This window comes from Gilliamella sp. wkB18 (assembly GCF_001690875.1).
Lineage (GTDB): Bacteria > Pseudomonadota > Gammaproteobacteria > Enterobacterales > Orbaceae > Gilliamella > Gilliamella apicola_A.
The window spans coordinates 38,193-58,660 of record NZ_LZHM01000005.1; the positions used below are offsets into that span (position 1 = coordinate 38,193).

16 protein-coding genes are annotated in these 20,468 nt (G+C 34.9%); 7 read left to right on the top strand and 9 right to left on the bottom strand.

What is annotated here, in order from left to right; all coding sequences use genetic code 11:
- Positions 1 to 365: 365 nt before the first annotated feature.
- Positions 366 to 749 carry an autonomous glycyl radical cofactor GrcA gene (grcA, locus tag A9G48_RS00225; RefSeq protein WP_034947838.1) on the top strand — a complete coding sequence of 128 codons (384 nt, stop codon included), beginning with the start codon at positions 366 to 368 and terminating at the stop codon, positions 747 to 749.
- 252 nt (positions 750 to 1,001) lie between these two features.
- Here grcA and dnaJ read toward each other — a convergent pair whose 3' ends face one another.
- Both dnaJ and dnaK read right to left on the bottom strand, forming a co-directional pair.
- Positions 1,002 to 2,135, bottom strand: a complete 1,134-nt coding sequence (dnaJ, locus tag A9G48_RS00230; RefSeq protein WP_034947841.1) for a molecular chaperone DnaJ — start codon at positions 2,133 to 2,135, stop codon at positions 1,002 to 1,004.
- A 125-nt stretch (positions 2,136 to 2,260) separates the two neighbouring features.
- The gene (gene dnaK / locus A9G48_RS00235; RefSeq protein ID WP_034947844.1) at positions 2,261 to 4,177 is read right to left on the bottom strand and encodes a molecular chaperone DnaK; all 1,917 of its coding nucleotides are present in this window, start codon (positions 4,175 to 4,177) and stop codon (positions 2,261 to 2,263) included.
- 232 nt (positions 4,178 to 4,409) lie between these two features.
- Here dnaK and satP point away from each other — a divergent pair, with 232 nt between their 5' ends.
- Positions 4,410 to 4,988, top strand: a complete 579-nt coding sequence (satP, locus tag A9G48_RS00240; RefSeq protein WP_065575628.1) for an acetate uptake transporter — start codon at positions 4,410 to 4,412, stop codon at positions 4,986 to 4,988.
- Between the two features lie 80 nt (positions 4,989 to 5,068).
- Here the strand turns inward: satP and asnB are convergent, their stop codons facing one another.
- The 6 genes from asnB to polA form a co-directional block, all read right to left on the bottom strand.
- The gene (gene asnB / locus A9G48_RS00245) at positions 5,069 to 6,742 is read right to left on the bottom strand and encodes an asparagine synthase B (protein WP_065575629.1); all 1,674 of its coding nucleotides are present in this window, start codon (positions 6,740 to 6,742) and stop codon (positions 5,069 to 5,071) included.
- A 177-nt stretch (positions 6,743 to 6,919) separates the two neighbouring features.
- A complete protein-coding gene (locus A9G48_RS00250) occupies positions 6,920 to 7,264 on the bottom strand; it encodes a YdbL family protein (protein WP_034947852.1) in 345 nt (114 codons plus the stop codon).
- A gap of 102 nt (positions 7,265 to 7,366) precedes the next feature.
- Complete coding sequence (locus tag A9G48_RS00255; RefSeq protein ID WP_034947855.1) at positions 7,367 to 7,552, bottom strand: YnbE family lipoprotein; 186 nt, start codon at positions 7,550 to 7,552, stop codon at positions 7,367 to 7,369.
- A gap of 11 nt (positions 7,553 to 7,563) precedes the next feature.
- Positions 7,564 to 9,189: an intermembrane phospholipid transport protein YdbH family protein gene (locus tag A9G48_RS00260; protein ID WP_034947858.1), complete on the bottom strand. Its 1,626-nt coding sequence runs from the start codon at positions 9,187 to 9,189 to the stop codon at positions 7,564 to 7,566.
- Between the two features lie 78 nt (positions 9,190 to 9,267).
- Positions 9,268 to 10,692 carry a glutamate--tRNA ligase gene (gene gltX, locus A9G48_RS00265; RefSeq protein ID WP_034947861.1) on the bottom strand — a complete coding sequence of 475 codons (1,425 nt, stop codon included), beginning with the start codon at positions 10,690 to 10,692 and terminating at the stop codon, positions 9,268 to 9,270.
- A 278-nt stretch (positions 10,693 to 10,970) separates the two neighbouring features.
- Positions 10,971 to 13,751: a DNA polymerase I gene (gene polA / locus A9G48_RS00270; RefSeq protein ID WP_034948105.1), complete on the bottom strand. Its 2,781-nt coding sequence runs from the start codon at positions 13,749 to 13,751 to the stop codon at positions 10,971 to 10,973.
- Positions 13,752 to 13,953: 202 nt separating this feature from the next.
- Between polA and folE the strand changes: the two genes are divergently transcribed.
- The 5 genes from folE to ispH all read left to right on the top strand — a co-directional run bounded on the left by folE (position 13,954) and on the right by ispH (position 20,099).
- Entirely contained in the window at positions 13,954 to 14,613 is a 660-nt protein-coding gene (folE, locus tag A9G48_RS00275; protein WP_034947864.1) for a GTP cyclohydrolase I FolE, read from the top strand.
- A 179-nt stretch (positions 14,614 to 14,792) separates the two neighbouring features.
- Entirely contained in the window at positions 14,793 to 15,731 is a 939-nt protein-coding gene (gene ribF, locus A9G48_RS00280; protein WP_065569320.1) for a bifunctional riboflavin kinase/FAD synthetase, read from the top strand.
- A gap of 37 nt (positions 15,732 to 15,768) precedes the next feature.
- Positions 15,769 to 18,576 carry an isoleucine--tRNA ligase gene (ileS, locus tag A9G48_RS00285; protein WP_065575630.1) on the top strand — a complete coding sequence of 936 codons (2,808 nt, stop codon included), beginning with the start codon at positions 15,769 to 15,771 and terminating at the stop codon, positions 18,574 to 18,576.
- 103 nt (positions 18,577 to 18,679) lie between these two features.
- Positions 18,680 to 19,150, top strand: a complete 471-nt coding sequence (gene lspA / locus A9G48_RS00290) for a signal peptidase II (protein WP_034947870.1) — start codon at positions 18,680 to 18,682, stop codon at positions 19,148 to 19,150.
- Between the two features lies 1 nt (position 19,151).
- Positions 19,152 to 20,099, top strand: coding sequence for a 4-hydroxy-3-methylbut-2-enyl diphosphate reductase (ispH, locus tag A9G48_RS00295; protein ID WP_034947872.1), 948 nt, complete (start codon positions 19,152 to 19,154; stop codon positions 20,097 to 20,099).
- A 7-nt stretch (positions 20,100 to 20,106) separates the two neighbouring features.
- Here the strand turns inward: ispH and A9G48_RS00300 are convergent, their stop codons facing one another.
- Positions 20,107 to 20,358 carry a YfhL family 4Fe-4S dicluster ferredoxin gene (locus A9G48_RS00300; RefSeq protein ID WP_034947874.1) on the bottom strand — a complete coding sequence of 84 codons (252 nt, stop codon included), beginning with the start codon at positions 20,356 to 20,358 and terminating at the stop codon, positions 20,107 to 20,109.
- Positions 20,359 to 20,468 lie beyond the last annotated feature (110 nt).

Below are 20,468 nucleotides of genomic sequence, written 5' to 3' on the forward strand. Positions count from 1 at the left end.
AAAAAATAATAAACCTAATGTTAATCAGCTTGGCTTTCGCTAAACCAATATTCTTAAATGTTTACTTAGATATAAAATGGAAACTGATTATTCAAACTTTCAATGTTTAACTGATATTTTTATAATATTTTAGGGCTCCTATCGACATTGTACTAAATAAAATATTTGGTTAAGTTCTTTTAATTTTAAATAAAGTGATAAATTCAAAATAATTAATATAAATAACTTTTATAGCCATAACTAAAATAGCAATCAAAGGTATTGATTATTGAATTGATAGTTTTTTTTGACTTTAATCAAATTTTCAAAGTGCTATATTATCCTTAATAATTTTAGGGTAATAAAACCCCGTAGGAGGGCTCAAAATGATTACAGGTATTCAAATTACTAAAGCTGACAATGCTGCATTACTTAATTCTTTTTGGTTATTAGATGACTCAACAAAAGAAGCTCGTTGTGTAGCCGCTAAATCAGTTTATAAAGAAGATCAGGTTATTCCAACAGCTGAATTGGGTCAATTCGAATATCGTGAGATTCCATTAGATGTAGCACCAACAATCAAAGTTGAAGGTGGTCAACATTTAAATGTAAACGTTCTTCGACGCGAAACTTTAGAAGATGCTGTTCAACATCCTGAAAAATACCCACAATTAACCATTCGAGTTTCTGGTTATGCAGTTCGCTTTAACTCGTTAACTGCTGAACAACAACGTGATGTTATCGCACGTACATTTACGACAAAAATGTAATTTGTATACTAATAATTTTATTCGAACACTCTGTTTTTTCTGAGTGTTCGAAAGTATTGTTTTGATGTCATATTAATTTTTAATTCATCCTTTTCATTTTCTTTTCACTTAATAGATTGTATATATTTTTATACTTTGAATCATTTCTCTTTTTAATGCATCTAATTATGTAAGGAAAATAATTTTTACCTTATCTAGTAATAATAAAAAGCGAGATTGATAATACCTATCTCGCTTAGTTAATTTCTTATATTACCCAAAAAATTTCTTTACTTTATCAAAAAAGCTTTTTTCTTTTGGACTGTGTTTTGAATTTTTATCTGCTTTAAAACTTTCGCCTAATTCTTTCAGTAGATCTTTTTGCTTACTAGTTAAATTAACCGGTGTTTCCACCACAACATGACAGTAAAGATCACCCATAGTGCTAGTGCGTAATGATTTAACGCCTTTACCACGTAGCCTAAACATTTTACCTGTTTGTGTTTCGGCAGGAATTGTTAAGCTGACCTTGCCATTAAGTGTTGGCACTTCAACTTCGCCACCAAGTGATGCTAATGCAATATTAATCGGGATTTCGCAATGCAGATTTATGCCATCTCGCTCAAAAATAGCATGCTGTTTAACTTGCACTTGTACATATAAATCACCAGCAGGAGCTCCATTTAAGCCCGCTTCACCTTCACCAGAAAGTCGAATTCGGTTTCCTGTATCAACACCAGCAGGAATAGTGACAGACAATGTTTTTGTTTTTTGTATTCGACCTTCACCATGACATTTTTTACATGGATTTTTAACGACTTTACCACGACCATGACAAGTTGGACACTCTTGTTGTACGGCAAAAAAGCCTTGGCGCATTTGTACAACACCAGCACCATGACATGTATTACACGTTACCACATCAGAAGACTTTTCAGTTCCTTGCCCATGGCAAATATCACAACTTACCCAAGTTGGTACCTTAATTTCTTTACTTACACCTGCGGCAGCTTCTTCTAATGTTAGTGTGATATTGTATTGTAAGTCATTGCCGCGAGATGCAGTTTGTCCACGTCCACGACCACCACCACCACCAAAGAAATCACTGAATATATCATCAAATGCAGAACCACCACCAAATCCACTAAAACCACTAGCACCAGCTCCACCATAGCCTTGTTCAAAAGCAGCATGTCCATATTGATCATAAGCCGCTTTCTTTTGTGTATCAGTTAAAATTTCATAAGCTTCTTTGACTTCTTTAAATTTTGCTTCTGCTTCTGCTTTATTATCCTGATTTTTATCGGGATGATATTTCATGGCTAGTCGTTTATAGGCTTTTTTTATCTCGCTTTCACTGGCACTTTTACTTACGCCTAATATTTCATAATAATCTTTCTTCGCCATAATTAACCTTTATTTTTATCATTGTATAAACAACTAAACGGGCTTGAGTTACCTCACGCCCGTTTAATGTGTTACATGTTTAAAACTTGTTGAAATAACGCATTAAAAAACATACTAATTAATGATTATTTTTTATCATCATCAACTTCTTTAAAATCGGCATCAACAACATCATCTTGCGCACCAGTGGCATTATTTGATTGTCCCGCACTTTGAGCTGCTTGGGCTTGTTGTTGCGCTAATTCAAGTAATTTTTTAGAAGCATCCATTAATGCATTAATTTTAGCTTCAATTTCTGCTTTATCTTCACCACGAGTGGCAACTTCTAAAGCATTGACTGCATCTTCAATGGCTTTTTTATCATCAGCTGATAACTGATCACCCGCTTCAGTTATTTGTTTACGAGTTGAATGAACAAGATGATCTGCTTGGTTACGTATTTGTGCTAACTCTTCAAATTTACGGTCAGCATCGGCATTTGCTTCAGCATCGTTTACCATTTTCTGAATTTCTTCTTCACTTAGGCCAGAAGAAGCTTTAATGGTGATATTTTGTTCACGACCTGTATTTTTATCTTTTGCCGATACATGTAAGATACCGTCAGCATCAATATCAAAAGTAACTTCAATTTGTGGCATACCGCGAGGTGCAGCTTGAATACCATCAAGATTAAATTGCCCTAGTGATTTATTATCACTTGCACGTTTACGTTCACCTTGTAAAACATGAATAGTTACGGCTGATTGGTTATCCTCAGCGGTTGAAAACACTTGGCTATGTTTAGTTGGGATTGTAGTATTCTTTTCAATTAACGCTGTCATAACGCCACCCATAGTCTCAATACCTAAAGACAATGGTGTAACATCAAGTAATAAAACATCTTTAACATCACCACCAAGTACACCACCTTGAACTGCAGCACCAACAGCAACCGCTTCATCAGGGTTTACATCTTTACGGGGTTCTTTACCAAAGAAGTCAGCAACCGCTTTTTGAACCATTGGCATACGAGTTTGTCCACCAACAAGAATAACGTCTTTAATGTCAGAAACAGAAAGACCTGCATCTTGTAAGGCTGTTTTTACTGGATCCATAGAACGTTTAACTAAATCTTCAACTAAAGACTCAAGTTTTGCACGTGTTACTTTAATATTTAAATGTTTTGGACCTGTTGCATCAGCAGTAATGTACGGTAAATTAATATCTGTTTGTTGAGCTGATGATAATTCAATTTTCGCTTTTTCTGCTGCTTCTTTCAAACGTTGCATTGCTAATGGATCGTTTTTTAAATCAAAGTTTTGTTCACGTTTAAATTCATCAACTAAATAATTGATTAAACGTGAGTCAAAGTCTTCACCACCTAAGTGAGTATCCCCATTTGTTGCTAATACTTCAAAGGTTTTTTCGCCATCAACGTCGTCGATTTCGATAATGGAGATATCAAATGTACCACCACCAAGGTCATAAACAGCTATAGTTCGGTTACCTACATCTTTATCTAAACCATAGGCAAGCGCTGCAGCTGTAGGTTCGTTGATGATACGTTTTACATCAAGTCCTGCAATACGACCAGCATCTTTAGTTGCTTGACGTTGCGCATCGTTAAAATAAGCAGGTACAGTAATAACCGCTTCAGTCACTGCTTCCCCAAGATAATCTTCTGCTGTTTTTTTCATTTTTTTCAATACTTCAGCAGAAATTTGTGGTGGTGCAATTTTTTGACCTTTAACATCAACCCATGCATCGCCATTGTCAGCTTTTACGATCTTATATGGCATGATGCTAACGTCGCGTTGTACTTCGGCATCTTCAAAACGACGACCAATTAAACGTTTAATTGCAAATAGTGTATTTTGTGGATTGGTTACTGCCTGACGTTTTGCAGGTTGACCAACTAAGATTTCTCCATCTTGTGTGTAAGCAATAATAGAAGGGGTTGTACGATCGCCTTCAGCGTTTTCTAATACTTTTGCTTGACCATTGTCCATTACTGCAATACATGAATTTGTTGTACCTAAATCGATACCAATAATTTTACCCATAATCTTTTCTCCTCAAAACCTGTTTATTATTTCTTGTATATAGGTCTTAAATCTGTAATTTCAAGCCCTTAATTTACACAATGAAATGTTTTTGTTTCCACATAAAATGGGAACATTCTTGGCAATATCAAGGGGTAAAAAAAAATAATTTTGCTTAAATCTTGATTGTAAAGTTTTCTACACTTATTATTGCTGCTCTTTTTAATCATAATATTTAATTTATAGGATTTTTATGGAACAAACTAAACTTGCAAATCCAGGCCCACTTGGGCTAATGGGATTTGGTATGACAACAATTTTATTAAATATCCATAATGCAGGATTTTTTCCTGTTATGACAGTAATAGTTTCAATGGGTATTTTTTACGGTGGACTTGCACAAGTCATTGCTGGCATTTTAGAATTTAGAAAAGGTAATACGTTTGGTACTACTGCATTTACTTCTTATGGTTTCTTTTGGATTGCGTTAGTGGGTATTTGGTATTTACCAACTTCATCAGCGACAGCGCCATCTGATGCGACTTTTGTTGGTATTTTCCTTGCGTTATGGGGGATTTTTACTGGCTTTATGTTTATTGGTACATTAAAAGGTAACCGCGCATTACAATTTGTTTTTGCTAGTTTAACCATTTTATTTGCTTTATTAGCTATTGGTAATATTTCAGGTAATCATAGTATTATTCATATTGCTGGTTTTGAAGGCATTATTTGTGGAGCAAGTGCTGTTTATTTGGCAATGGCAGAAGTGATTAATGAGCAATTTGGTCGTACTATTTTACCGATTGGTGCACCAAAAGGCGTTGCGCATTAATAATTTAATTTAGTCTATCGTTAATAAAAAAACGGGAAATATTTCCCGTTTTTTTATCAAATAATTATCGCTAAAACCAATTATTTTTTATAAGCGTCGTTATGAACACCAACCGCTGCACGCCCAGATGGATCATTTAAGTTCTTAAATGATTCATCCCATTCAATTGCTTTAGCAGTTGAACATGCAACAGTTGGACCGCCAGGTACACAATGAGCCGCACTTTCAACTGGAAATAGTTCATTGAAAATTTCACGGTACATATAAGCTTCTTTCGAAGTTGGCGTATTATATGGGAAGCGGAATTTTGCATTTTCTAATTGCTGATCAGTAATTTTACTTTCTGCAATTTCTTTTAATGTATCAATCCAACTATAACCAACACCATCAGAAAATTGTTCTTTTTGACGCCAAACAACAGATGCTGGTAAGTAAGACTCAAATGCTTCACGGACAATATGTTTTTCCATTTTGCCATTGCTACCACACATTTTATCATTTGGATTGATGCGCATTGCGACATCTAAGAATTTTTTATCAAGGAATGGTACTCGAGCTTCAACGCCCCAAGCCGCCATTGCTTTATTCGCACGTGCACAATCATACATATGTAGTGCAGCTAATTTACGTACAGTTTCTTCATGGAATTCTTTAGCATTTGGCGCTTTGTGGAAATAGAGGTAACCGCCGAACACTTCATCAGCACCTTCACCAGAAAGTACCATTTTTATTCCCATTGCTTTGATTTTTCGTGCCATTAAATACATTGGTGTTGATGCACGGATTGTGGTTACATCATAAGTTTCAATGAAATAAATTACGTCACGAATCGCATCAATACCTTCTTGAATGGTAAAGTTAATTTCATGGTGAACTGTACCTAGATGATCAGCAACCGCTTGTGCAGCTTTAAGATCTGGAGCACCTTTTAAACCTACAGCAAATGAGTGCAACTGTGGCCACCATGCTTCTGATTTTTCGTGATCTTCAACACGACGTGCTGAGAATTTTTTAGTGATCGCTGAAATGACGGAAGAATCAAGTCCACCTGACAATAAAACACCATATGGCACGTCAGACATTAAATGACTTTTTACAGACTCTTCTAATGCAACACGCAGTGCATTAATATCCGTCTTATTATCTTTCACATTTTCGTAATCTATCCAGTCACGTTTGTAATACGTTTTGATTTCACCTTCGGTACTAGATAGATAGCATCCCGGAGGGAAAGCTTCAATTGTTTTACAAACAGGAACTAATGCTTTCATTTCAGAGGCAACATAAAATGTGCCATTTTCATCATGACCTGTATACATTGGAATAATACCAATATGGTCACGGCCAATAAAATAGCTCCCTTTATTGATATCATAAAGGATAAAAGCAAACATACCTTGTAATTCATCAAGGCAATCAATACCTTTTTCTTGATATAAAGCAAGAATCACTTCACAGTCAGAGCCTGTTTGAAACTCATAACGATCTTTGTACTGATTTCGGAGTTCTTGATGATTATAAATTTCGCCATTTACTGCTAAAACTAATGTTTTATCTTTATTATAAAGCGGCTGAGATCCTGTATTAACATCTACAATTGATAAACGTTCATGAGCAAGAATTGCTTTATCAGAAGCAAAAATACCAGACCAATCAGGACCACGATGACGTTGTAGGCATGATAGTTCTAATGCTTTTGTTCGTAATTGTTCTGGATCTGATTTAATATCAAGAATACCTAAAATCGAACACATTGATTTTCTCCATTTCAAATCGCATAAGCGATACTGTTACAAGTAAAAACTAACTAGATAAATTTTTTTATTTTGTTAAACATAAAACAAATATTTAAACAAACAGAATACACATTATTTATACACAATTAAAGCATAATGTGATTATACTTTTCTTACTACTGAAAAAAGTAGCAATTATTTTTTTAACCATTGACCTTGTCGCTTGATATATTGCCCTGTTGGGGTTTTTTCTTGTGCTTTAGTGCCTGCTTTTTTTTCTACTTCACTTAAAGGAATATTACTTTCGGCTGATACTTTTTGATATTGCTCTTTACGAGCCTGATTAATTAATTGCGCAATTTCAGAAGCGTTACCTTCGTTTTTCACTACACCTAAATAACCATCAGCCTGTTCACCAACTATCCCTTGAGCTTTGGCTTGACTTAATGAATCCATTGCTTGATCCAAATTCAATGCAAGCACAGAAAAAGATAACATAACTGAAAATAATGCCAAGGTTGCTTTTTTACAGATATTCATAACAGACTCCTTAATAAATACATCATATTTTATTTATTTAAATGTGAGTATGGGTTTTTAATACTTATAATCAAAAAGACAGATAAAAATAAAATCTATCAATTAGTATAATCCAGATTTATTGATTATATTATCTAACGCTTTATCAACCTTAATATTAATTTCATGGTCTATCTTAACATTTAAATTGATATTAATTGGTTCACTCGGTGCTTGAACTTTAACTGTTGGTGAACATCCGATTAATGTTCCAACTAATACCATAATTACCATAACATTTCGTACCATAAAATAACCTCTTATTTTGAAGATTTCTTTTTTAAATATGCTTCAATACGTTTACGAATAGGCTCACTAACTTCATCAGATAGCTGTAAGCTCATAAGTAATTTAGTGATATTTTCTTCAAGATTGATATTTAAATTAACTGCTTTGCCATTTTCAACATTTAAATTGTTACCTTGAATATTTAATCCTAGTCTGGCAATTTCATTGGCATAGTCAACAGTACCTGTTAGCTTAGTATAATGAAAATTTTTAATAATATCAGCGAGTATTTTCATATTGGGGTTATTTTGCCCATAGCTTTTGAGGGCAGAATTTTCAAATTGTAAATAACCCTCGTTGATCGTAACTAACTTGCCATTTTTAATGACAAATTTTAAAGCTGTTTCACCCTTTTTCTTTATCTCTGATAACGTAATAGGTAAAACACCATCAATTACACCATCACCAGCAAGCCCTTCAGAAGGATATTGCTTAAAAATATCTTTTAGTTGTATCTGTTTTAACCTTAAATTAAATCGTTGGGGTAATTTAGCTAAATTAAGCTTGTTTTTATCAAGAAAAATAATTCCAGAAAAAATATTTGCTTGTGCTTTAGTCCAACTGATGATTCCTTTATCAGGGGCATTAATTGAAGCAAAATACTCTCCAGTTAATTTGATCTTTTCAAGAGATAGTCCCATATTGACTTCTTGTATACTCAGTGCTGGACTTGAAAGAGTAAACTGATTATTCTTGACAACAAGATTAATATTACCTGTCACAGATTTTATTTCGCTATTTTTATAAATACCATTGAGTTTATTAATAGCAAGCTGTGTTGTGGCAGATAATTGATTATTGTCAAATGGAATGGCAGACTCAACTTGAAATATTAAATTACCAACTGAATCCGCTAACATTAGATCATCAGAAAGGTTAGCTTTAGTTAAACTAATAGAAGCATTACTTAAACTGAATAAATTTAGCTGGTTACGAGTAACCCAACCATTGAACGGCAAAGTTAGTTGCCCATTTTCAATACCAAATTGGTTTACCGTTGTGGTAAAAAGCCCATTTTGTATATCGATACGTGAATCAGTTGTATTAAATTGCAAATTAGCCGACAGTTTCGCAATATATTGGCTATTGGTTGACATGGCCAACTGTATTGCTTCTTGCTGTTTGGTGATATCAACTTTTACGTTAAATTGTTCGTTATTTTGTGCATAAAATCTTAACGAATTAATATAAATTTTTGATGGTAACCAGTAAAGTATCGTTGAAAGGAATGACGAATCAATATCGGATTTGCTAGTGTCTTGGTTGAAATTTTGATCAAGCGTTTCAACCATTTCCTTTTGAGCTACATCTATTACTTTTTTGTCGCCTGATTGCCAATGAATATCGAGTTCATCAACCGATAACTGCGACAATGAGATCAGTAATTTTTTTGCTATTAGTGAGTATTGCGATGTTTGAGAGACAGTTATTTCATCAATAGCTAAGCCATTAAAGTTCACACTGACGCCATGGCAATCTGCTGATAGGTGATATTTATCTTTAAATGATAGCCAATATTGTCGCACACCTAAGCTCAATAGCATAATGATTAGTGCAATACTAAGTAAAACCCAATAGCATTTTTTTAAGCGAGCCATATCTAAACTCTCAACTAATCAAAGGAAAGATATTGCCAGATTACAATATCATCCGGCAATAAAATGATACTGTTCTTATTATGCTTGTTCTCGTTGAGCAATATAAACTAGTGCTTTATCAATTCGATCAAGAGTACGGGTTTTACCAACCGCAAAAACAGTAGCATCAACCGATGGCGATTGCCCGATACCTGTTACAGCAACGCGTAATGGCATACCAACTTTACCCATACCAACATTAAGTTCGGTTGCAGTTGCTTCAATCGCATGGTGAATTTTATCAATTTGCCAATCAAAGTCAGCAATAGCTTCAATTTTTGCTTTAATTGTTTCTAATGGCTCTTTGGCGACTGGGCGCAAATGTTTTTTAGCCGCATCGACATCAAAATCTTCAAAATCTCGATAGCAATAAGCACATGATTCAGCCATCTCTTTAAGCGTTTTACAACGTTCACCAAATAACTTAATAATAGTGATAAGATCTGGACCTTTTGATAAATCATATCTTTGTTGGTTCATATGCCAAATTAAATGTTGAGCAACATAATCCGCATCAAGATGATTGATATAATGGTGATTTAACCAAAGTAATTTTTCAGTATTAAAGGCACTGGCTGATTTACTAACCGCATCTAATGAAAAATAGCTAATCATTTCAGGAACAGAGAATATCTCTTGATCACCGTGTGACCAACCAAGACGCACTAAATAGTTAAGTAATGCTTCGGGCAAGTAACCATCATCACGATATTGCATGACACTAACCGCTCCGTGACGTTTAGATAGTTTTTGTCCATCATCTCCTAAAATCATCGATACATGACCATATTTAGGAATTGGTGCACCTAATGCTTCTAGGATATTGATCTGGCGAGGTGTGTTGTTAATGTGATCTTCACCACGAATAACATGGGTAATTTCCATATCCCAATCATCGACAACAACACAGAAATTATAAGTTGGTGAACCATCAGTGCGGCGAATAATAAGATCATCAAGCTCTTTATTAGCAATCTCAATTGGACCACGGATTAAATCATTAAAAATAACAGTGCCATCAGTAGGGTTAGCAAAACGAACAACATGTGGCTCATCATGAGTATGCTCTTGTTGTACTGAAGCACAACGGCAATGCCCATCGTAGCGCGCTTTTTCACCTTTGGCCATTTGCTCTTCACGCAATTTTTCAAGACGTTCTTTAGAACAGTAGCAGCGATAAGCTGTACCTTTGGCTAACATTTCATCAATGACTTGATTATAACGATCAAAACGTTTAGTTTGATAATAAGGACCTTCGTCCCATGATAATTTTAACCAATTCATACCTTCCATTATTGCTTCAATCGCTTCAGGCGTTGAGCGCTCAAGATCGGTATCTTCTATGCGCAGTACAAACGAGCCTTTTGCATGACGAGTATATAGCCAAGAATAAAGTGCTGTTCGTGCACCACCTACATGCAAATAGCCAGTTGGGCTTGGAGCAAAACGGGTTTTAATTTTCATGAAATAATCCTAATAAAAACAGAAACGAAGCTGATACCACAAAGCGGTGATTTGCGCTCTTTTTTAATTCGAAAATATCAATCAATAGGATAACATTTTGATATTCACTCATTTTAGTTGCCTATTCTAACACGCCTAAAGGTTTCGGCAATAGTTCGATTCATGTTAGAAAGTTAATATATAATTTGTAAAAAGTTTTATTAAAGCAATTGGTTAAGTATAAAATCAGCCTTTAGTTATTTTTTAAGGCTGATTTATTTGGCACGGGTTTAGTATGATTAATGCGCTTCATCCCAATTATTACCCACACCGACATCCACTTTTAATGGTACAGATAGGTGATAGCAATTTTCCATGATTGATTTTATCTGAGCTTTATATTGCTCAACTAATTCTTCTTTTACTTCAAATACTAACTCATCGTGTACTTGCATAACCATTCTAATATTACCTACAGGTAAGCTTTTTATCCATTCGCTTACCTTAATCATGGCTGTTTTAATAATATCGGCTGCAGTTCCTTGCATTGGTGCATTAATAGCTGCTCGCTCAGCGCTACGTTTTTCAATATTATTTGTTGAAGTAATTTTTGGAAGATATAAACGTCGACCTGATAAAGTTTCAACATAACCTTGTTCCGCTGCACATTGGCGAGTTTCTTCCATATATTTCTGAACACCGGGGTAACGCTCAAAATAACGATCAATATAAAACTGCGCTTCTTTACGGGCTATATTAATCTGTTTTGATAAGCCAAAAGCACTCATTCCATAAATCAAACCAAAATTAACTGCTTTAGCACGCCGCCTCTCTTCAGAGCTGATTTCTGATTCTGGTTTGCTTAATATTTCACTAGCGGTTACGCGGTGAACGTCTTTATCATGGGCAAAAGCGTTAAGTAAGCTTTTATCTTGTGATAGATGTGCCATGATACGTAGTTCAATTTGTGAATAATCAGCTGAAATAATTTTATAACCTTTTGGCGCAATAAATGCTTGGCGAATTCGCCGTCCTTCTTCATTACGAACTGGAATATTTTGTAAATTCGGATCATTCGACGATAACCTTCCAGTTACTGTACCAATTTGATTATAATTAGTATGAATACGATGATCGATTGGACTTATCATCAATGGTAATTTATCGGTATAAGTATTTTTTAATTTGGCTAATCCACGATAAAACAGAATCATGCGTGGGAGTTCGTACTGATTAGCCAGTTCACTTAATACTTCTTCACTGGTTGAAGGATCTCCTTTTGGCGTCTTTTTCAAGATCGGTAAATTGTGTTTATCAAATAGAATAGTTTGTATCTGTTTAGGTGAGGCAGGATTAAATTTTTCACCAGCTAGAAACTGTAATTCTGCTTCAATTTGCAATAGCTTTTTAGCTAATTCATTAGAATAGTCATTTAGTTGTTTAGCATCGACCAGTACACCGGTTCTTTCCATTTCGGCAAGCACAATCGCAAGTGGCATTTCAATGTCAGAAAATAACTTTGTTAATTCTTGGTATTTTTCTAGCTCTGGCCATAATTTTTCATGCAATTGCAAAGTAATATCAGCATCTTCAGCTGCATATTGCGTGGTTTTTTCCACATCAATCTCGTCAATAGTGAGTTGTTTTTTATCTAACTTAGTCAATTCATTAAAGGTAATTGTTTTATAATTTAAGTAATGGTTTGCCATACTGTCCATATCGTGACGTTCTGTGCTATTTAGTACGTAAGATTCAAGCATAGTGTCAAAAGCAATCCCTTGTACTTTAATACCATAATTCGCCAATACACTATAATCGTACTTGGCATTTTGGGCGATTTTTTTGATTTTGGGATTTTCAAATACTGGTTTTAATTTAGCTAATACCTGATCTAACGATAGCTGCTTGGGTGCACCTAAGTATTGGTGTGCAAGTGGAATATAAGCTGCTTGATGAGGTATAACACTTAGTGATATGCCAACTAATTTAGCATGCACATGATCTATACTATCGGTCTCGGTATCAAAAGAAAATTGCTTACAATTAGTTAATTTTGTAACCCATTCATCTAACCGTTCATTAGTTAATATACATTGATAATCAGCCTCTTTGTTTTTCTGAAAAGCTAGCTGTTCATCTACCGAAAATAGTGATAAATTATCGGTGGTATTTACTACGGCATTTTTCTGCTGTTTTAAAAAAGTACCTGTAGTTAACTCTTTTCGCCAACGATGAAATCCATAATTATCAAATAATTCAGCAAGTGCATTAATATCAATATTACTCACCATCAGTTGGTCATTAGTAAAATCTAATTTAACATCAGTTTTTATCGTTGCTAGTAAATAAGAAAGTTCAGCTTCTTTCTGATTATCAATTAATTTTTGTTTTAATGATTTCGCACCTCGGATCGATAATTTTTCAATATCATCTAATCGATTATAAATATCTTTTATACTATCAAACTCAGCTAATAAACTCTGAGCAGTTTTTTCACCGACACCAGGTACACCTGGAATGTTATCGGATGAATCGCCTCTTAAAGCTAAATAATCAATAATCTTTTCAGGAGGAACACCAAATTTATTTATCACCCCTTGTGGATCAAGTACCACATTATTCATAGTATTAATTAGTGTAATTTTATCACTGACCAATTGCGCCATATCTTTATCACCAGTGCTAATTAATACTTCTAAATTCTCTTTTTCTGCTTGCCTAGCTAATGTCCCAATTACATCATCAGCTTCAACTCCTTCAATACAAAGTAGAGGTAAGCCCATAGCTTTTAATATAGTATGAATGGGCTCAATTTGAGGGCGAAGGTTTTCAGGCATTGCTTCACGCGTTGCTTTATACTCAGAATAAATCTCGTTACGGAAGGAGCCACCTTTAGCGTCAAAAACCACGGCAATATGCGTAGGGTTGTATTGGTTAAGCAAGCTACGAATCATATTAATCACACCAAAAATAGCCCCTGTTGGTTCACCTTTGGCATTAGTTAACGGTGGGCATGCAAAAAAAGCACGGTAAAGATAAGAAGATCCATCAATTAAGATAATCGGCGTTTTGTTTGACATCATAGTTACTCAATCATTATTCAACACGATAGTGAACAGTATAACCTATATTTAGCCATAATATTCTTATCATCACTAATAATATAGTGTAAAAAAGTTTCAGATTACTATACGTTCCAATATAAAACCACAAGTAAAAACTATATCTTGCCCTATAACTGTTATATAATATTCCATCTATTTTTGCTTGAGTATTTAATAAATGACAGAATTAAGTCTTGCTGCGCAAAAAGTCAAAGAAGCACTCGCTGATAAAAATCTTGAAACTCCATCCTGCCGTTTAGTAATGGATAGTCATGAGCGTAAAAGCAAAATTGAAGCTCATTTTCGTGAAATTATGAAGCTCATGGAACTTGATTTGAATGATGACAGCTTGGCAGAAACCCCGCATCGAGTATCCAAAATGTATGTTGATGAGATCTTTTCAGGTCTTTATTATGAAAATTTCCCAAAAATCACGTTAATCGAAAATAAAATGCAAGTAGACGAAATGATAACCGTTCGTGACATCACTTTAACCAGTGTTTGTGAGCATCATTTTGTCACAATTGATGGTAAAGCAACGGTTTCTTATATTCCGAAAGATAAAGTGATTGGATTGTCTAAAATTAATCGTATTGTTGAGTTCTTTTCACAACGACCACAAGTACAAGAAAGGTTAACTCAGCAAATTTTAATTGCACTACAAACTTTACTCGGAACAGTTAATGTTGCTGTTTCAATTGACGCAACTCACTATTGTGTAAAAGCACGTGGTATTAAGGATTCTAGCAGTATTACCACCACAACAGCCCTTGGTGGCGGATTTAAAACTAATCCAAGTACCCGACAAGAATTCTTACGAGCTTTAAATCATTATTAAGCAGTTAACGATTGTTTACCTGTTGTAATTATGGCACTTTTTAAAACTAGATATATTTTTATAACAAAAGTAAAACATTAATATAAACTATCTTTATAGTACGTGCATCTTCAAGAAAGATTGGTATAATTCTCGGCTATTTAAGATAAATATAACCATTGATAAACAGCATTTTTTTCATGAAGATTATCCGAGGCATTGCAAATTTAAAAAATCAATTTACTCAATGTGTACTGACACTGGGCAATTTTGATGGCATACATTTAGGACATCAGCAATTAATTCATCATCTTATTAAACAAGGGAAAAAATTAAATTTACCCTCAGTTGTGATGTTATTTGAGCCGCAGCCACTAGAGTTTTTTGCCCAAGATAATGCGCCGTCACGCTTAACTTCATTTTATGAAAAAGTTATTTTTATTGAAAAATTAGGTATTGACTATATTATTGCTATTCCATTTACCCAAACTTTTGCCAATATGTCTGCCGATCATTTTATTCAAGATTGGTTGATTAATAAGTTAAAAGCTAAATATATTACAATTGGAGATGATTTTCGGTTCGGATCTGAACGTAAAGGGGATATCAATCTTCTCGAACAATATTCTCGTAATCATGATTTTGTAGTAGAAAGCATACCAACATTTGTTTGGAATAATTTTCGTATAAGTAGTACTGCTGTTCGTCAAGCACTTTTGAATAGTGATTTTGAATTGGCTCATTGCCTATTAGGCCGCAATTATACAATTCAAGGTCGTGTAGTCCATGGCAATGCTTTAGCAAGGGAATTGGGATTTCCAACGGCAAATATTCACTTGCATCGAAAAAAGCCTGCACTGCAAGGAGTCTATTTCGTTAAAGTCAAAAATATCTGCAATAATCAGCATTATCACGGTATTGCCAATATTGGGATAAGACCAACTATTAACGGAAAAACCGCAATACTTGAAGTAAACCTTTTTGACTTTTCGGGTAATATATATGGACAATATTTAGACATAACGTTCATCAAAAAATTACGCGATGAGAAAAAATTTGACTCATTAGCAGAATTAAAACAACAAATTGCACTAGATGTTTGCACTGCGAAAAAGATCAGTGCACAATTAACTAATTAAAAACTAGTATCAACAAAATTAACTGGAATAAATCAGCATGACAGACTATAAAAACACATTGAATTTACCGGAAACTGGATTCCCGATGCGAGGTGATCTTGCTAAACGTGAACCAGCTATGTTGCAAAACTGGTACGATAAAGAACTTTATCAAAAGATCCGACAAGTAAAAAAAGGCAAAAAAGCTTTTATTTTGCATGATGGTCCTCCTTATGCAAACGGAAAACTTCATATAGGTCATGCAGTTAATAAAATAATTAAAGATATTATTATCAAATCAAAAAGCTTAAGTGGCTATGATTCCCCGTATATTCCAGGATGGGATTGTCATGGCCTACCTATTGAGCAAAAAGTGGAAGAGCAAGTTGGTAAACCAGGTGTAAAAGTAACATCTGCTGAATTTCGTCAAATTTGCCGCGATTACGCAGCTTCACAAGTTGAACTACAAAAAGCTGATTTTATTCGCATGGGTGTGCTTGGTGATTGGCAAAACCCTTACCTTACAATGAATTACGATACCGAAGCCAATATTATTCGTGCTTTAGGTAAAGTAATTAAAAATGGTCACTTAGTTAAAGGAGCTAAACCTGTCTATTGGTGTACCGATTGTATGTCATCATTAGCCGAAGCCGAAGTAGAATATTATGACAAATCATCGCCAGCCATTGATGTAAAATTTAAAGCGGTTGATAATCAAGCCGTAGCAAACAAATTTGGCATCACAACAAACTTAACTATTTATGCCGTTATTTGGACAACAACCCCTTGGACATTACCTGCTAGCCGAGGGATTGCTTTAAATGCTGAATTTGAATATCAATTAGTTCAAATCAATGATAAAGAGTGCTTAATTTTAGCTGCTGATTTAGTTGAAGCTGTGATGAAACGCGCAAATATCAGTGATTGGAAAATCTTAGGTAGTTGCCAAGGTGATGCACTTGAATTATTACGCTTCAAACACCCATTTCTTGATTTTGATGAACCTATTGTACTTGGCGATCACGTCACAATTGATGCGGGTACTGGCGCAGTGCACACCGCACCAGGCCATGGTACAGAAGACTTTATGGTAGGTCAAAAATATGGTCTAGAAGTGGCAAATCCTGTTGGTGGTAATGGTTGCTACTTACCGGGAACTGGCGCAGGGTTAGATGGTCTATTTGTATTCAAAGCCAATAAAGTGGTAGTTGAAATATTAAAAGAACACAATGCATTATTACATTTTGAAAATATTGAACACAGTTACCCATGCTGTTGGCGACATAAAACACCGGTGATTTACCGTGCAACACCACAATGGTTTATCAGCATGGATAAACAAGGTTTAAGGGCGCAATCATTAAAAGAGATTAAGCAAGTTCGTTGGATTCCAGATTGGGGACAAGCGCGTATTGAAACCATGGTAGCAAATCGCCCTGATTGGTGTATTTCTCGACAACGTACATGGGGCGTTCCAATGACATTATTTGTCCACAAAGAGACCGAAGAACTGCACCCAAATACGCTAGAACTGGTTGAAAAAGTTGCCAAATTAGTCGAACAAAAAGGAATTCAAGCATGGTGGGATGCCGATATCAAAGAGCTACTTGGTTCGGATGCAGAAAATTATCGCAAAGTGCCTGACACGCTAGACGTTTGGTTTGATTCAGGATCGACATTTTCGTCAGTGGTTCGTGCTCGACCTGAATTTGAAGGACACGAAGCTGACATGTACTTAGAAGGATCAGATCAACATCGTGGTTGGTTTATGTCTTCATTAATGTTATCAACAGCAATTGATAATAAAGCCCCTTATAAACAAGTATTAACACATGGTTTTGTTGTCGATGGACAAGGACGTAAAATGTCAAAATCGCTTGGTAATATTGTTACTCCACAAGATGTAATGAATAAACTTGGTGCCGATATTTTACGTTTATGGATTGCTTCAACAGATTATTCTGGAGAAATGAACTATTCTGATGAAATCATCAAACGAGCTGCCGATAGTTATCGCCGTATTCGTAATACTGCACGCTTTTTATTAGCGAATTTAAATGGCTTTGATCCAGCTAAAGATATGGTAAAACCAGAAGATATGGTTGTCCTTGATCGCTGGGCGGTTAGTATGGCAAAAGAAGCACAAGAGCAAATTGTTCAAGCTTATGAAAATTATGATTTCCATAAAGTCGTACAACGTATTATGCAATTTTGCTCAATCGAAATGGGATCATTCTATTTAGATATCATTAAAGATCGTCAATACACAGCAAAAAGTGATAGTATTGCCCGTCACAGTTGCCAAACCGCTTTATATCATATTGCGCAAGCAATGGTTCGTTGGATTGCACCTATTTTATCATTCACTGCTGATGAAATTTGGCAATATTTACCAATGGCTGATAAACAAGAATTTGTTTTTGAAGATGAGTGGTATACAGCACTATTTACATTGCCAGAAAGCGAAGCATTAAATAGTGAATATTGGGCGCAAATTTTGGCGATTCGTAGTGAAGTAAATAAAGTCCTAGAACAAGGTCGTAACGATAAAGTAATTGGTGGAGCGCTTGAAGCAGCAGTTACGCTTTATGCTGATGAAGCGATTGCTAACGCCTTAACTAAGTTAGAAAACGAATTACGTTTTGTTTTACTCACCTCGCAAGCGAGTGTAAAACCGTTACAAACAGCACCAGAAAACGCCGTGCAAAGTGATATTCAAGGTCTTAAAATTGAATTAGCTAAAGCGCAAGGTGATAAATGTCCTCGTTGCTGGCATTATACAACAGACAATGAGCCAACAACGCATTTATGTAAACGTTGTGAACAAAACATTCACGGTAATGGTGAAGTTAGACATTTTGCATAATAAAAATCAAAACAGATAATAGTGCTAAGATTTAGCGCTGTAAGAAATATCCCTATTTTCCGCCGGCAATTCGTCGGCGGAAATATAATAATGAGCAGACTATATGAAAAAAGATAATGGGCTTTACTGGTTACTTGTTACAATTGTGATTTTTGTGATTGATATTGCAAGCAAATTTTTAATTATAGATCAATTCTCACTATTTGAATCATTAAACCTTTTACCCTTCTTCTCTATCACTTATGTACGTAACATTGGTGCGGCATTTAGTATTTTTGAAGGGCAACGTGAGATGCTTGTTACTATTGCCTTAATTATTAGTACCGCAATTATACATATGCTATATCGTAATTCGTGTAGCAAAAAATTGGAAAATTTTTCATTATCACTTATTTTAGGTGGTGCATTAGGTAATCTATTCGATCGCCTGTATCATGGCTTTGTAATTGACTTTTTTGATGTCAATTTTGGTCATTGGCACTATCCAACTTTTAATATTGCAGACTGTGCAATTTGTATTGGTATTGGATTATTTATCCTTAGTAGTTTTAGAAAAAACAAAAAGACTGAGTAATATGAAAATTATTTTAGCTAATCCGCGTGGTTTTTGTGCCGGTGTTGATCGTGCTATTACTATCGTTGAGCGAGCATTAGAACTCTTTGGGGCCCCGGTTTATGTCCGCCATGAAGTTGTACATAACCGCTATGTGGTCAATCGCTTAAAAAAATTAGGGGCAATTTTTATCGAGGATATTAGTGAAGTTCCTGATGATACTATTCTTATCTTCTCAGCGCATGGTGTATCTAAAGCGGTCCGAGACGATGCCAAACAACGTAAACTCCGTGTTTTTGATGCCACGTGTCCCCTTGTAACCAAAGTACATATGGAAGTGGCTAGATCCAGTTATCGTGGTGAGGAGGTTATTTTAATCGGTCATGCTGGTCATATCGAGGTTGATGGCACCATGGGACAATATAACAATCCTGAAGGAGGCATCTATTTAATTGAATCAATTGATGATGTACAAAATCTACAGGTAAAAAACGAAAATAACCTTTGCTTTACCACTCAAACCACGTTATCAGTTGATGATACAGCCGAAATCATTACTGCTTTAAAAAAGCGTTTTCCTAATATTCGCAGTCCCCGTAAAAATGATATCTGTTATGCCACAACTAATCGCCAGCAGGCAGTTAAACAGCTTTCAACACAAGCTGATATTGTACTTGTTGTGGGTTCAAAAAACTCTTCGAATTCTAATCGCTTAGCTGAGCTGGCAAGGCGAAATAGTAAACAAGCTTACCTAATTGATTTTGCATCTGATATTCAAGAAGAGTGGCTAATTAACGCACATATTGTGGGTGTTACGGCAGGAGCTTCAGCTCCGGATATTTTAGTACAACAAGTTATTACTCATTTAAAAAGCTTAGGTTGTACTACATTAATTGAAACGAATGGCAGTTTAGAGAATATAACATTTGAAATTCCGAAAGAGCTACGGGTTGAAGTGAAATCAATTTAATGTATTTTCAAGAATTTTTTAGTACTTTAAATTTAGCTAACAATTGTTCATGTGTTTCAATATGTTCAGGATCTGCAATAATAGCATTTTGAATTGGGCAAACTCGTTGACAAGTTGAGTGATCATAATAACCAACACACTCTGTACATTTATTGTAATCAATTTCGTATATATCAAAGCCCATTGAAATAGCTTCATTAGGGCACTCTGGTTCACACATGTCACAATTAATACACTTGTTAGTTATTTTTAATGCCATTTCTGTATTATCTTTATCAACTTAGTAAAAATTTGTGCCATTATAGCGCAATACAAAATAAATCCGAATAAAGATTGTTTAATCATTGATTAAATAGATAATAATTTAAT